Origin of the sequence: Streptomyces sp. NPDC048751, assembly GCF_043198595.1 — a bacterium.
GTDB lineage: Bacteria > Actinomycetota > Actinomycetes > Streptomycetales > Streptomycetaceae > Streptomyces.
Window position 1 is genome coordinate 1 of record NZ_JBICUX010000023.1, and the last position, 14,405, is coordinate 14,405.

Genomic DNA, 14,405 nt, shown 5'->3' on the forward strand with positions numbered 1-14,405 from the left:
GTACTGCAGGGGGGACCCTGTGGGAGAGTAGGACGCCGCCGAACAATTATTGGGAAAACCCCCGCACCTCACGGTGCGGGGGTTTTCTGCGTTTACGCGTCCCTTTCGGGACGGCCCCTTCACAGCCGACCCGCCGCCTTGAGTGCCAGATACGCATCCGCCAGCGCCGGCGCCAGTTCCTCCGGGGTCGCGTCCACGACCGTGACGCCGTGTCGACGGAGCTGCTCGGCCGTGCGGTGGCGTTCGGATTGGGACTGGGCCGCGGCCGCGGCCTCGTAGATGGCCTCCGCGTCACCGCGTGCCGTTGCCATGCGGGCGATGCGAGGGTCTGCCACCGACGCCACCAGCACCGTGTGGCGCTGGGTGAGCTGCGGAAGCACCGGGAGCAGTCCTTCCTCGACCGGGGCTGTGTCGAGCGTCGTGAGGAGGACGATCAGGGAGCGACGGGGTGCCGTGCGGATGGCGGTGGCCGTGAGACCTCGGGCGTCCGTTTCGACCAGTTCGGGTTCGAGTGTGGCCATCGCGTTGACGAGGGACGGTAGGACATCGCGGGCGGCTCGGCCCTGGACGAGGGCTCGTACCCGGCGGTCGTAGGCGAGCAGGTCGACACGGTCACCCGCGCGGGACGCCAGCGCGGCGAGAAGGAGGGCCGCGTCCATGGAGGCATCGAGGCGTGGGGCGTCGCCGACGCGGCCCGCAGAGGTGCGGCCGGTGTCGAGGACCAGGACGATGTGGCGGTCTCTTTCGGGGCGCCAGGTGCGTACGGCGACCGAGGACTGGCGGGCTGTGGCACGCCAGTCGATGGAGCGGGTGTCGTCACCGGGAACGTACTCGCGCAGGCTGTCGAATTCCGTGCCCTCGCCGCGGGTGAGCACGCTGGTGCGGCCGTCGAGTTCGCGCAGACGGGCGAGTTTCGAGGGCAGGTGCTTGCGGCTGTTGAACGGGGGCAGGGCGCGTACCGTCCAGGGGACCTTGTGGGTGCCTTGGCGGGTGAAGAGGCCGAGGGGGCCGTACGAGCGGATCGTCACGCGGTCGGCCTGGCGGTCCCCGCGGCGGGTCGGTCGTAGACGTGTGGTGACGCGGCGGCGTTCTCCGGGGGGAACCGTCAGGTCGTGGCGGGAGGCTGTCGTCTCCGTGCCGGGCTGCCAGGCGCTGGGGGGCCAGGCGTCACGGAGCTGGGCGCGCAGGGGGCGGCGGCTCGGGTTGGTGACCGTGAGGGTGACGTCGGCGGATTCGCCCAGGCGTACGGAGGTGTCGCCGGAGCGGGTCAGGCCGAGGTGTCGTACAGGCGCGGCGAGGGCGAAGTCGCAGGCGCAGGCGACGGCCAGGGGGGCGTTGATCGCGAGGATGCCCGTCCAGCTGGGTTCCCAGATGCCGACGGGGAGTGAGCCGAGGGCCGCGAGGAGCGCGGTGCGTCCGGTGAGTGCCATCAGCGGGGGACGGGGACGTGGGCGAGGACCGCGTTGATGACGGAGTCGGCGGTCACGCCTTCCATCTCGGCTTCCGCGCGCAGCTGTACGCGGTGGCGGAGGGTGGGCAGGGCGAGGGCTTTGACGTCGTCGGGGATGACGTAGTCACGGCCTGTCAGCCAGGCCCACGCGCGTGCCGTGGCGAGGAGGGCGGTGGCGCCGCGCGGGGAGACACCGAGGGTGAGGGACGGGGACTCGCGTGTGGCGCGGCAGATGTCGACCACGTAGGCGGTGATCTCGGGGGAGACCGTCGTCTTGCCGACTGCGGCGCGGGCGGCTTCCAGCTGGGCTTGGCCCGCCACGGGGCGTACGCCGGCGGCGCGCAGGTCGCGTGGGTTGAAGCCCGCGGCGTGGCGGGTGAGGACGTCGATCTCGTCCTGGCGGGAGGGGAGTGGGATCGTGAGCTTGAGGAGGAACCGGTCCAGCTGGGCTTCCGGGAGGGGGTACGTGCCCTCGTACTCCACGGGGTTCTGGGTCGCGACGACGAGGAACGGGTCGGGGAGGGGGCGAGGGGTCCCGTCGACCGTGACCTGGCGTTCCTCCATGGCTTCCAGGAGGGACGACTGGGTCTTCGGGGGCGTGCGGTTGATCTCGTCGGCGAGGAGGAGGTTGGTGAAGACCGGGCCGGGCTGGAAGGAGAACTCGGCGACGCGGGTGTCGTAGACCAGGGAGCCGGTGACGTCGCTCGGCATCAGGTCGGGGGTGAACTGGACACGCTTGGTGTCGAGTTCCAGTGCGGACGCGAGCGCGCGGACGAGCAACGTTTTGGCGACTCCGGGGACTCCTTCAAGGAGAACGTGTCCGCGGCAGAGGAGGGCGACGACGAGGCCGGTCACGGCGGGGTCCTGGCCGACCACGGCCTTGGCGATCTCGGCGCGCAGTGCCTCCAGGGAGGTGCGGGCGCTGCCGGGGTCCCCGGTGGGCCCGGCGTTGTCAGTGGTCGGGGCCATCATGGACGGCGTACCTCTCTTTCGAGGGCGTCGAGTTGGTCGGTGAGTGCGATCAGGGCCGCGTCGTCGCTGGGTGGCGGGCCGAAGAGGAGGGAGTGCAGGGACTGTCCGTCGCCGTGGAGGTGTGCGGACAGGGCGGGGAGCAGGGCCTCGGGCGTGTGGGCCTGGGAGGCGGGGATGCCTACGAGGGGGGCGAGGCGGGTGCGGGTGGTGGAGCGAAGAGCGGCGGCCGCACGGTCGCGGGCGTTGGCCTTGCGGTAGAGGCGGGCGCGACCTTCGACGGTTTCGGAGGCGCGGATCGCCACGGGGAGTTGTTCGGGTACGAGGGGGCCGAGTCGGCGTGCCCGCCAGAGGGCGGCCAGGGCTGCGGCGACGAAGAGTTGCAGGGTGCCCCAGAGCCAGCCGGAGGGGAGCAGGTCGAAGAAGCCGCGTTCGTCGTCGGGTTCGGTGGCCGAGGTGTCGGAGAGTGAGGGGAGGTACCAGACCAGATGGGGGCGGGAGCCGAGGAGTTGGAGGGCGAGCGAGGCGTTGCCCTGTTCGTCGAGGCGATCGTTGAAGAGGATGTCGGGCGCGCCGAGGGCGACGGTGTCACCGTTCCCGGTCTTGTCCGGGACGCGGACCAGGGTGGCGAGACGCTCGCTGGGGTAGCACTTGTCGGCGTCGAGGTGGGTGGTGGTGTAGCGGACGCCGCCCGTGTCGGCGGTGCCCGCGCGCTGGGCGGCAGGCAGGCCGCAGTGGGGGGAGAGCGTCGAGTCGAGGCTGGTGGCCGGGTCCGCGACGACGCCGGGAGCGAGCCTTCCGACGGACGGGCTGCCGGCGGCGACGAGGACGGTACGACCGCCGGAGTTGGCCGTGGACGAGTGCAGTCGGCTTTGTTGACGGTGTGTCAACAGGTCGGGGACAGCCACCAGAAGGGTGGTGTCCGGGCCGACCGCGGCGCGCGCCTCGTCCAGCGTGGTGACCACGCGCGTGTCCACGCCGCGTTCGGAGAGGAGTGCAGCGACGGCGCGGCTGCCGTAGGGGTCGACGGAGCGCGGGTCGAGGGAGCCGTGTCGGGTGTCGGAGCGGACCACGGCGATCGCGATGGCCCCCGCGAGGAGGAGGACGAGGGCCAGGGCGATGCCTCGGGTGCGCGTCCACACCTGACGGGCGGTGGGGGAGGCCGAGGTGGAGGGGAGCGTGGCCTCGGTGGTCATTCGGCGGCTCCCTGGCGGGCGTTGTGGGCCGTGCTGGGGGTGCTGCTGGTGAGCTGTGGCCGGGTGCGCTCCACGTCGCGGTCGAGTTCGGCGATGCGGTGGTACGCCGGCTCGCTCGCGCTGCGGCCGCCGTATGTGACGTCGTCGAACTCCTCGGCGGCGGCGCGCAGTCGGTCCTTGTGGGCGGGCAGGGCGCGGCCGGCCTCGGCGGCTGCCTCGTCGGCGGTGCGGCCCGGGCGGATGTCGAGGAGGGCGCGTTCCTCGAGGGCGCGGACGACGGCTCGCATGCGTTCCTGGACGGCCTGGTTCCAGTGGCCCTGGGCGGCGTGCGCCTCGGCGGCCGCGCGGTGTTCGGCGGCGCTGCGGGGGCGGTCGTCGAACAGGGCGGGGGCAGAGGTGGGTTGGCGGCGTGGGGTGCCGAGGCGCCACCAGAGTGCGCCCAGGACCGCGAGGACGGCGAGGACGATGACGACGAGGCCTACCGTTCCGCCGGGTGTCGCTCCCGCGGCGGCGTTGAACAGCCCGTCGATCCAGTCCCAGAAGGCGTTGAGGGCGCGTTGGAGCAGGCTGGGGTCGTTCTCGTGGTACATGCGCTTGGACAGCTCGCGTCGGGCCGCCTCCCGCGCGGGGTCACGCGGGATCGTCAGCGGCGGCTCCTCGTCGGAGGCCGCCGAGGTGAGCACGGCTGTGTCGCCGGCGCGCAGCAGGGACCGTACGGCCGTTTCGGCGGCGCGTGGCAGTGCTGCCGGCAGTGTGGTGAGAACTCCCCCCGCCAGACTCACTCCTTCAACTCCCCAGGGTGGTGCCGGGGGTGGTGGAGCCGTGGGACTGGACACCGGCGGCGCGGGCCAGGTCGAGGTCGAGGGCCTCGCGTCGGATGCGTTGGTCGATGTAGAGGAGCACGGCGACGCCCGCCGAGATCGGGAAGGTGATCATGGAGCCGATCACCGCGCCGATGCCGCTGATGACGAGGTAGGTCCAGCCGAGGCCGGTGCCGCCGGTGGTGACGAAGCCGTTGATGCCGGAGTCGCTCAGGGCGGCGCCGAGGAAGGTGAAGGGGAGGACGATGATCGCCGCCAGGATGTAGGCGATGATCATGGCGAGCAGCTCGATGCCGAAGATGCGCCACCAGGAGCCGCGGACCAGCTTCGCGGAGCGGCTCATCGACTTCAGGACGCCCTGCTTCTCGAGCATCAGCGCGGGCGAGGCGAGGGAGAAGCGGATCATCAGCCAGAGTGCGACGACGGTGGTGCCGAGCGTGCCGAGGACGGCGAGCGCGGCGCCCGCGTCACCGTTTCCGGCGATGCCCACGAGGATGCCGGGCACGGCTCCTGCGAGACCGACGCCGAGCGCGATGAGCACCAGCAGGAAGATCAGTCCGAACAGTTTCGGCACGCGGGGGCGGGCATCGCGCCAGGCCTCGCCGATGGTGACCGACTTGCCGAGCACCGCGCGGCTGGTGACCGTGGTGAGCAGGGCGGTCGCCGTGATGGTGCCGATGAGGGTGACCACGAAGAGGACGGCGGAGCTCAGCATGGCCGAGCCCATGGCGCTGGTCAGTTCGCTGAGGGTGGCGCTGGGGTCGTTGAGGGCTTCGGTGTCGACGCGGTTGTCGAGGACCAGGCCGCGGAGCAGTACGACGAGGACCTGCGTGACGACGGCGACGGTCAGCGAGATGCCCAGCACCGTGCGCCAGTGGGTGCGCATGGTGGACACCGCTCCGTCGAGGATCTCGCCCACGCCGAGCGGGCGGAGCGGGATGACGCCGGGCTTGGCCGCGGGGGGCGGGCCGCCCCAGCCGGTGCCCCAGCCCGGGTAGCCGGCGGGGCCGGGGGCGCCGTAGCCGCCGCCGTAGCCGCCGTAGCCCGCGCCGGGGCCTGCGGGAGGCTGAGGGCCCCATGCCGGGCCGGGAGGGGGCGGTGGGGGAGCCTGGCCGGGGCTCGGAGGGCCGGTCGGGGCGGACCACTGGCTGGGGGGCGGCTGGTCCGAGGACCACTTCGCGCCGCTGGGCTGTTGGCCCGCGCCCTGCTGCTGGGGGCCCTGCTGATGTGCGCCCGGTTCGCCTGCGGGCGGGGTGGAGCCGGGGCGGTCGGCGGGCTCGGCAGGGCCGGACGCGCCGGGTTCCTGCCCGCCGGACGGGGCGGATCCGGGCGAGGCCCAGCCCGGAGTGTCGTTCATCGTCGCTCCTTCACGGTGCCCGTCCGCGGTCGCGGCGGCAGGTTGGCAGCCATCGTGCCATGGGGTGGTCGTGGGGGTACCGGCCGAGGTAGGGGCTGCGCACCTTCAATTGTCCGCCGGATTACGGGCAGACTGATCGCATGGCTGATCAGTACGCGCAATCCGGTGAGGACACGAAGCCGACCGAGATACAGGCGATCCGCTGGGAAGAGCCGCCCGAAGGGCCCGTGGTGGTCCTTCTCGACCAGACAAGGCTGCCGACCGAGGAGGTCGACCTGGTCTGTACGGACCCGTCGGCGCTGGTGGAGGCGATCCGTTCGCTCGCCGTGCGCGGGGCACCGTTGCTCGGCATCGCGGGGGCCTACGGGGTCGCGCTCGCCGCCGCGCGCGGCTTCGAGGTGGAGGAGGCCGCGGCGGCTCTTGCGGGTGCCCGGCCCACCGCGGTGAACCTCTCCGTCGGTGTGCGCAGGGCCCAGTCCGCCTATCAGGCAGAGATCGCCAGGAGCGGCGATCCGGGGCAGGCCGCCCTGGCCACGCTGGAGGCGGCGCGAGCGCTGCACCGGGAGGACGCCGAGGCCAGTGCCCGGATGGCCCAGCACGGGCTGGCACTGTTGGACGAGTTGGTGCCCGGTGGCGGCCAGCGGATCCTGACGCACTGCAACACCGGTTCGCTGGTGTCGGGCGGCGAGGGGACGGCGTTCGCCGTGGCGCTCGCGGCGCACCGGGCGGGGCGGCTGCGGCGGCTGTGGGTCGACGAAACGCGTCCGCTGCTGCAGGGTGCTCGTCTGACGGCGTACGAGGCGGCTCGCAGTGGCATGGCGTACACCTTGCTCACGGACAACGCGGCGGGCTCGCTGTTCGCGGCCGGTGAGGTGGACGCGGTCCTGATCGGGGCGGACCGCATCACGGCCGACGGTTCGGTGGCGAACAAGGTGGGGAGCTATCCCCTCGCGGTGCTTGCGCGGTACCACCACGTGCCGTTCATCGTGGTGGCGCCGGTGACGACGGTGGATCCGGACACCCCGGACGGGGCGTCCATCGAGGTCGAGCAGCGCCCCGGCTTCGAGGTCACGGAGGTCACGGCGCCCCAGGTGCAGGTGGCGGGAGCGGGCGGCGGAATTCCGGTGGCCCCGTTGGGGACCCAGGCGTACAACCCGGCGTTCGATGTGACGCCGCCCGAGTTGGTGACGGCGATCGTCACCGAAGAGGGTGCCATTTCGCCCGTGACCACCGAGGCGCTTGCCGAGCTGTGCAGCAGGTCACGCCAGGCAGCGACGGGCTGAGTGACGAGGGCGGCCCTTTCCCCACGGTATGCCGCGGGGAAAGGGCCCGCGAAGGTCACCTGCGGGCGGTCAGCAGCGGAGCGGTCCGTGCCGCTGGTGACTATGGCCCGGCGTGCTCATTCCTCGTCCGTGCCCTTCTCGGGCTTCGTGCGGCCGACCTCCGCCGGGACGCCTTCCTGAGCACGAATGTGCAGGACGTCGCCGATGAACAGGTCGTAGACCAGGACTCCGATCACTCCGCCGATCAGCGGCCCGACGATGGGAATCCAGAAGTAGCTGCTGAATGCGCCGGACAAGTTGCCTGGCATCGCCAGATCCCGCCAGCCTGCGGCCCAGGTGAACAGGCGCGGGCCCAGGTCGCGGGCCGGGTTGATGGCGTAGCCGGCGTTCGCTCCGTACGACATGCCGATCGCGGCCACGGCGAATCCGACGATCAAGGGGCCGAGGTTGGCTTTGACGGCGGTGTTGCGCAGGTCGACGATCGCCACGATCAGCAGCACCAGGAACATGGTGCCGACGATTTGGTCGATCAGGGGCCCCCAGATACCGCCATGGAAGTACGGCGCGGGGAAGGTGGCGAAGATGGAGAACGACGCGAGGGTGTGACCGTTGGTCTTCGGGCCCTTCACGGCGTCGTCGAAGGTGTCGATCGCGTTGTGGTAGACGGCATAGACCAGCGCGGCGCCGGCGAACGCACCGGCCAGCTGCGACACCCAGAACGGAACGACCTTGATCCAGGCGAACTTGCGGCGCACCGCGAACGCCAGGGTCACGGCCGGGTTGAGGTGGGCGCCGCTGACTCCTCCGGCTACGTACACCCCCATGACGACGGCCAATCCCCAGCCCCAGGTGATCAGCAGCCAGTCCCCGGCTCCCAGGAAGAACGTGGTGGGTCCCGATGTGCGACCGGACCCCGGCAGGGCCGCGACCGCCATGGCGACCACACCGACTCCGAAAGAGATGAGGACGAACGTCCCCAGGAACTCTGACAGGCATTCGCCCCACAGTCCGCCTCGGCGCCTGAGCCGAGAAGGTTTGATGAGAGGCGGTATTTCTACGGCCATGGGTCCTCCCAGACTCTCGTCCGGTCGCGCCGTAGCGCATTTGATCCCCTTACACAGAGCTTACGCCCGGTTTGTGATCTCGGCTCGGGGAAACAGGGCACGCCTGTGTGGTGCAGTGGGACGGCAGCGGTGATCGTCCCGCTGCGTCCAAGTGGTGCCAGGGTGACATCAGTGCTGACATCGGCGGCGCTGGGCATGGGCAGACAGTGACGGCCCCATACGACTATCGTCACAGGCCAGTGACCTCTCTCACCAGCGCCCCGGTCACTGTTACGAGAATGGGATGATGTCGTTTATGAAGGGACGAGTCCTTGTCGTCGACGACGACACCGCACTGGCCGAGATGCTCGGCATCGTGCTGCGTGGTGAAGGTTTTGAGCCGTCTTTCGTAGCTGACGGCGACAAGGCGCTGGCCGCTTTCCGGGAGGCGAAGCCGGATCTGGTGTTGCTGGATCTGATGCTGCCCGGGCGGGACGGTATCGAGGTGTGCCGTCTGATCAGGGCGGAGTCGGGCGTGCCGATCGTGATGCTCACGGCCAAGAGCGACACCGTGGATGTCGTCGTGGGCCTGGAGTCGGGTGCCGACGACTACATCGTGAAGCCGTTCAAGCCGAAGGAGCTCGTGGCCCGTATCCGGGCGCGGCTGCGGAGGTCGGAGGAGCCGGCGCCCGAGCAGCTCGCCATCGGGGACCTGGTCATCGATGTGGCCGGTCACTCGGTGAAGCGCGAGGGGCAGTCGATCGCGCTGACGCCGTTGGAGTTCGATCTGCTGGTCGCGCTCGCGCGCAAGCCGTGGCAGGTGTTCACGCGTGAGGTGCTGCTCGAGCAGGTGTGGGGCTACCGGCACGCCGCGGACACCCGTCTGGTGAACGTGCATGTGCAGCGGCTGCGTTCCAAGGTCGAGAAGGACCCGGAGCGGCCGGAGATCGTGGTGACCGTGCGTGGTGTCGGATACAAGGCAGGACCGAGCTGACATGTCAGGAGACAGTGCCGCTTCGGCCCCCGGCCGGTCCGGGGCCCGTCCGGAGCGGCCTGTCGGCCGTAAGGCGGCGGGTTCGCGCTGGGATCGCTTCTTGGCGGGCGGGCTGCTGCAGGGCGGAGTCCAGGGCAGCCCGGTTCTCCGCCTCTTCATGCGCTGGGTGCGCAGGCCGCTGCTGCCCGTCATGCGGTTGTGGCGGCGCAACATCCAGCTCAAGGTCGTCGTCACGACGCTGCTGATGTCGTTGGGCGTCGTTCTGCTGCTGGGCTTCGTCGTCATCGGGCAGGTGCGCAACGGGCTGTTGGACGCCAAGGTGAAGGCATCGCAGAGTCAGGCCACCGGCGGGTTCGCGGTGGCCAAGCAGAAGGCCGACGAGGCCGCCGCCGGGACGGACGGCGACGCCTCGACGGTGGACGGACGGCCCTCGCCGAACCTCACCGAGTGGATGAGCAACCTCGTGTCGTCGCTCTCCAGCGGTGGTCAGGGCGCCTTCGACGTGGTGACCCTGCCCTCCGGTGACGACAGCGGCGGCGGACCCGGGCCGCGTGCGTCGGGTTACGTGGACCCCAACAAGAGCGTGCCGGAAGCCCTGCGCGAGCGGATCAACGACAACACCACGGCCGCCCAGAGCTACACCCGGATCATCTACAGCAACCAGAAGGAGTCCCAGCCGGCGCTCGTCATCGGCAAGCAGGTCAACGACCCCAACAGTGATCCGTACGAGCTGTACTACCTTTTCCCGCTCACGCAGGAGGAGAAGTCGCTCAGTCTGGTCAAGGGCACCTTGGCGACAGCCGGGCTCTTCGTGGTCGTGCTGCTGGGGGCCATCGCATGGCTGGTGGTGCGTCAGGTCGTCACGCCGGTGCGGATGGCCGCGGGGATCGCCGAGCGGCTCTCCGCGGGTCGTCTGCAGGAACGGATGAAGGTCACCGGCGAGGACGACATCGCGCGGCTCGGCGAGGCGTTCAACAAGATGGCGCAGAACCTGCAGCTGAAGATCCAGCAGCTGGAGGACCTGTCGAGGATGCAGCGGCGGTTCGTGTCGGACGTGTCGCACGAGTTGCGGACGCCGTTGACGACCGTGCGGATGGCCGCCGACGTCATTCATGACGCGCGCGAGGACTTCGATCCGGTGACCGCGCGGTCGGCGGAACTGCTCGCCGACCAGCTCGACCGGTTCGAGTCGCTGCTCGCGGACCTGCTGGAGATCAGCCGCTTCGACGCGGGAGCCGCGGCGCTGGAGGCCGAGCCGATAGACCTCAGGGAGGTCGTCCGCAGGGTCGTCAGCGGCGCCGAGCCGCTCGCCGACCGCAAGGGGACGACGATACGGGTCCTGGGCGACCAGCAGCCCGTCGTCGCCGAGGCCGACGCCCGGCGCGTGGAGCGTGTGCTGCGCAATCTCGTCGTCAACGCCGTGGAGCACGGCGAGGGCAGGGACGTCGTCGTCAAGCTCGCCTCTGCGGGCGGGGCGGTCGCGGTCGCCGTGCGTGACTACGGCGTCGGGCTCAAGCCCGGCGAGGCCACCCGGGTCTTCAGCCGCTTCTGGCGGGCCGACCCGGCACGCGCGCGTACCACCGGCGGCACGGGACTCGGACTGTCGATCGCCCTGGAGGACGCGCGGCTGCACGGAGGCTGGCTGCAGGCCTGGGGTGAGCCGGGCGGGGGCTCGCAGTTCCGGCTGACGCTGCCTCGGACCGCGGACGAGCCGCTGCGGGGCTCGCCCATACCGCTGGAGCCCAAGGACTCGCGGCGTAACCGCGGACTCGACGACGCCGGTCTGCCGCGCGGGGGCGGCGAGAAGTCGGCCACCGTGCCGGCGCAGTCGGCGGGCGACAAGTCTTCGCCGATCACCTCGCGGGACCCGATCGCGCCGCGGCTGGCCACCGTCACACCGACGGCGGACCCGACTGCGCTGCCCGGCAACGGCGCACGCGTGGTGCCGCGGCCCGGCGGAGGCACACGACGGCAGGACGACCGGTCCGCCACGGACACCGAACGCGGCGCGAACCCGGGCCGCGCGGACACCGGGCCGGAGGGCTCGAACCAGCATGGGGAGGCATTTCGTGGGCGCTGACCGCGAGGGGGGCTCCCGGCGTACGCCGGGGCGCGCGCTGGCGTACGCGGCCTGCGGGGTCGTACTGCTGGCAGGGTGTGCCTCGATGCCCGACAGCGGGGATCTGCGGGACGTCGAGTCCACGCCGCGGCAGGACACCCAACTGCGGGTCTTCGCGATGCCACCCTCGAAGGACGCGCCTCCCTCAGCGATCGTCCAGGGCTTCCTCGAGGCGCTGACCAGCGACGATCCGACGTATGCGACGGCCCGCCAGTATCTGACCGGGCAGGCCGCGAAGGTCTGGCGACCGGAGCAGTCGACGACCGTGCTCGCGGACGGGCCCGGCACCGAGGCCGACCGTTCGGGGGGCCGGGAGGACGGCAACGAATACTCGTTCACGCTGACCGGCACCAAGGTGGCCGCGGTCGACGCCCAGCAGGCGTACGCGCCCGCCTCCGGGCCCTACAACCAGCCGGTGCACCTCACCAAGGACAAGAAGACCAGGCAGTGGCGCATCGACGCCCTGCCCCCGGGCGTGGTCATGGGCAAGTCGGACTTCCAGCGGAACTACGTGTCCGTGAACAAGTACTACTTCGCCTCGAACACCACGGTCGCGTCCTCCGCGGAGCCGACGGCCGTCGCCGATCCGGTCTTCGTACGGCGTCGTGTCGACCCCATGACCCAGGCCGTGGCCTCCCTGATCAAGGGGCCCACCAGCTGGCTCAGGCACGTCGTCCGGTCGAGCTTCCCCACCGGGACGCAGCTGAAGAAGGGCGCCTCGCTGACGCCCGACGACCAGGGCAAGCTGACCGTGCCGCTGAACGGGAAGGCCGCCGGGATCGGCGAGGGCCAGTGCAACGAGATGGCCGCCCAGCTCCTGTTCACGCTGCAGAACCTCACCCCGGCCGTGGACGACGTGGCGCTGCGGGCCGGCGACAAGCAGCTGTGCTCCCTCGCCGAGGGCCAGGCCGCGGACTTCGCCGCGCGCGGGTCGGCGCAACGCCCGGTGTACCTGTACTTCCTCGACGGTGAGCACCGCTTCGTGCGGATCGCGAGCGCCAGCAGCGGCACGAAGGCGGAACGGGTGCCGGGCGCGCTGGGCGAGGGCGACAAGGCGCTGCGGTCGGTGGCGGTGTCGCGGGACGAGCAGTCCGCCGCCGGGGTCGGACTCGACGGCAAGGCGCTGTACGTGGGCGCGACGGTGTCGGGTGGTTCCTCGGACGAGGAGCCGGTGCTGCGCAGCCAGGGCAGGACCGAGGCCGACCGGCTGACGGCGCCCAGCTGGGACGCGCAGGGCGATCTGTGGGTGGCCGACCGGGACCCCGAGCACCCGCGGCTGGTGGTGCTGCGCCACGGCGCCGGTGAACCACTGGAGGTGCGCACTCCTGGGCTGGACGGGCGGATCAAGGCCGTGCGGCTGGCCGCGGACGGGGTGCGGATCGCGCTCGTCGTGGAGAAGGGCGCCAAGCAGTCCCTGCTCATCGGGCGGATCGAGCGCGACGACAAGGACACGGAGCGACCGGTGATCTCGGTCCTCGAACTGAGGTCGGTCGCGCCGGAGTTGGAAGAGGTCACGACCATGTCGTGGGCCGGTGACAGCCAGCTCGTGGTGGTCGGGCAGGAGCAGGGGGGCGTGCAGCAGATGCGGTACGTCCAGGTCGACGGCTCCACACCGGAGGGGCCGGCGCCCGCCGCGCTGACCGGGGTGCGCGAGATCGCCGCGTCCGACGACGCCCGGGTGCCGCTGGTGGCGTACTCGCTGGACGGGATCGTACGGCTGCCGTCCGGGGAGCAGTGGCAGAAGGTCGTCAAGGCGGGGTCGGGGCCGGTCTATCCGGGGTGAGTGCCGAGGAGTGCCGAGGAGACGGCCGTTTCTGTCCGGGGGTTTGGGCGGAGGCGGCCGTTTTTTTGTGCGTCGCACTCGTGTGGGTGAGCGTTGGGTGGGCAATACGTGGAGTTTTCCACAAGGGGTTTTCCACAGGGGTGGCCGGTGGGCGCGGGCGTTGGCACAGTGGAGGGCATGCGGCGGTTGTGGCAGGACCTCACCGACCTGGTGCTGCCGGCCGAGTGCGGGGGCTGCGGAAGGCCTCGCACGGTGCTCTGCCCTGAGTGCCGTGCAGCCCTGAGCGGGGCCGCACCGCGCCGGGTGCGACCGGCGCCGGAGCCGCCCGGGCTGCCGGTGGTGCACGCGGCCGCCCGGTACGGGGACGCGGTGCGGGCCGTGCTGCTGGCTCACAAGGAACGGGGTGCGCTGTCGCTCGCGGGGCCGCTCGGCACGGCGCTGGCGGGAGCGGTGCGGGCCGGGCTCGCGGAGGCGCGGGCGCTGACGGCACCGGGAGCGGGAGTGCTGCTCGTGCCCGTTCCGTCCGCGCGTGCGGCGGTGCGGGCCCGGGGGCAGGATGCGGCACGGCGGATCGCGCTCGCGGCGGCGGGCGAGTTGCGACGGGGCGGGACACCGGCCCGGGTGCTGGCGGTGTTGCGACAGCGGCGGGTCGTGGCCGACCAGTCGGGGCTCAACTCGCGGCAGCGGCTGGACAATCTCGCGGGCGCGCTGGCCGTGGTGCCCGGTGGGGCCCGGTTGCTCTCCGGTGGTCGGGTCGTGCTCGTCGACGACCTGATGACGACGGGGGCTTCGCTGACGGAGGCGGCGCGTGCCGTGCGGGCGGCAACGGTTCGAAGCCGTGCTGAGACGGGGCCGCGGCCGAGAGCGTATGGACGGGAGGCGAACTCGGCCGGTCTTGATGGGGTGAGGCCTGTGTATGCGGGTGTGGCTTGGGAAAGCAGAAGGGAACAGATGGCGGAAGTCGCGGAAGGGAGCAAGGACCGGGCGGGTGCCGAGCCCGGAATGGCAGGAGTGAACGGCGGTGATGAGGTGATCCGTGCTGCTGTGGTCGCGGCCATGTCAGATTCCTTCGAAATGAACCGGAACTGACTGCGAACTTGCATCGTTGCAGGTAATGAGAAGGCCAATTCACCTGAACGGAGGTACGCCGCAGTAGAGGGTGACGACATCCGTCCGGGCGAGATATGTTCGGTTGAGAGGGAAAGCCGCAGGCCACACCTCTTCTATCCGAATGCCGTGCTGGGGTTTTCCGTAACCCGCCCACAGCACATGGGGTGGAGATCTTGCCCATGGGGGAGCAGGAGGTGTACGTCACCGAGTCCTGAGGTTCCGGGGATCACCGGAGCCTGGTGCAAAAGGGAGATGCTCCGTCAACGAAGCGGAGCGATCC

General features: G+C 71.1%; 11 protein-coding genes. 5 read left to right on the forward strand and 6 right to left on the reverse strand.

Annotation, left to right across the window (positions count from 1 at the left end):
- Nucleotides 1-119 precede the first annotated feature (119 nt).
- From ACGFNV_RS42635 to ACGFNV_RS42655, 5 genes are read right to left on the reverse strand one after another with little or no spacing between them, the layout of a single operon-like run.
- The gene (locus tag ACGFNV_RS42635) at nt 120-1,430 is read right to left on the reverse strand and encodes a DUF58 domain-containing protein (RefSeq protein WP_393630584.1); all 1,311 of its coding nucleotides are present in this window, start codon (nt 1,428-1,430) and stop codon (nt 120-122) included.
- Nucleotides 1,430-2,422 carry an AAA family ATPase gene (locus ACGFNV_RS42640; protein ID WP_393630586.1) on the reverse strand — a complete coding sequence of 331 codons (993 nt, stop codon included), beginning with the start codon at nt 2,420-2,422 and terminating at the stop codon, nt 1,430-1,432. Before ACGFNV_RS42640 ends, ACGFNV_RS42635 begins: the two co-directional genes overlap by 1 nt.
- On the reverse strand, nt 2,419-3,615 hold the full coding sequence (locus ACGFNV_RS42645) for a DUF4350 domain-containing protein (RefSeq protein WP_393630587.1): 1,197 nt from the start codon (nt 3,613-3,615) through the stop codon (nt 2,419-2,421). Before ACGFNV_RS42645 ends, ACGFNV_RS42640 begins: the two co-directional genes overlap by 4 nt.
- Nucleotides 3,612-4,397 (reverse strand): DUF4129 domain-containing protein, encoded by a 786-nt coding sequence (locus ACGFNV_RS42650; protein WP_393630588.1) that lies wholly within the window; start codon nt 4,395-4,397, stop codon nt 3,612-3,614. Before ACGFNV_RS42650 ends, ACGFNV_RS42645 begins: the two co-directional genes overlap by 4 nt.
- A 4-nt stretch (nt 4,398-4,401) precedes the next feature.
- On the reverse strand, nt 4,402-5,793 hold the full coding sequence (locus tag ACGFNV_RS42655) for a hypothetical protein (RefSeq protein WP_393630590.1): 1,392 nt from the start codon (nt 5,791-5,793) through the stop codon (nt 4,402-4,404).
- Between the two features lie 140 nt (nt 5,794-5,933).
- Here ACGFNV_RS42655 and mtnA point away from each other — a divergent pair, with 140 nt between their 5' ends.
- Complete coding sequence (gene mtnA, locus ACGFNV_RS42660) at nt 5,934-7,076, forward strand: S-methyl-5-thioribose-1-phosphate isomerase (protein WP_393630592.1); 1,143 nt, start codon at nt 5,934-5,936, stop codon at nt 7,074-7,076.
- Between the two features lie 116 nt (nt 7,077-7,192).
- Here the strand turns inward: mtnA and ACGFNV_RS42665 are convergent, their stop codons facing one another.
- Nucleotides 7,193-8,140: an MIP/aquaporin family protein gene (locus tag ACGFNV_RS42665; protein ID WP_393630593.1), complete on the reverse strand. Its 948-nt coding sequence runs from the start codon at nt 8,138-8,140 to the stop codon at nt 7,193-7,195.
- Between the two features lie 283 nt (nt 8,141-8,423).
- Here ACGFNV_RS42665 and mtrA point away from each other — a divergent pair, with 283 nt between their 5' ends.
- From mtrA to ACGFNV_RS42685, 4 genes are all read left to right on the forward strand, one after another.
- Complete coding sequence (gene mtrA, locus ACGFNV_RS42670) at nt 8,424-9,113, forward strand: two-component system response regulator MtrA (protein ID WP_187281934.1); 690 nt, start codon at nt 8,424-8,426, stop codon at nt 9,111-9,113.
- A 1-nt stretch (nt 9,114) separates the two neighbouring features.
- Nucleotides 9,115-11,193, forward strand: coding sequence for an MtrAB system histidine kinase MtrB (mtrB, locus tag ACGFNV_RS42675; RefSeq protein ID WP_393630595.1), 2,079 nt, complete (start codon nt 9,115-9,117; stop codon nt 11,191-11,193).
- Nucleotides 11,183-13,015: an LpqB family beta-propeller domain-containing protein gene (locus ACGFNV_RS42680; RefSeq protein ID WP_393630597.1), complete on the forward strand. Its 1,833-nt coding sequence runs from the start codon at nt 11,183-11,185 to the stop codon at nt 13,013-13,015. Before mtrB ends, ACGFNV_RS42680 begins: the two co-directional genes overlap by 11 nt.
- Before the next feature lie 177 nt (nt 13,016-13,192).
- The gene (locus ACGFNV_RS42685; protein WP_393630705.1) at nt 13,193-14,104 is read left to right on the forward strand and encodes a ComF family protein; all 912 of its coding nucleotides are present in this window, start codon (nt 13,193-13,195) and stop codon (nt 14,102-14,104) included.
- The last annotated feature ends 301 nt before the right edge of the window (nt 14,105-14,405 follow it).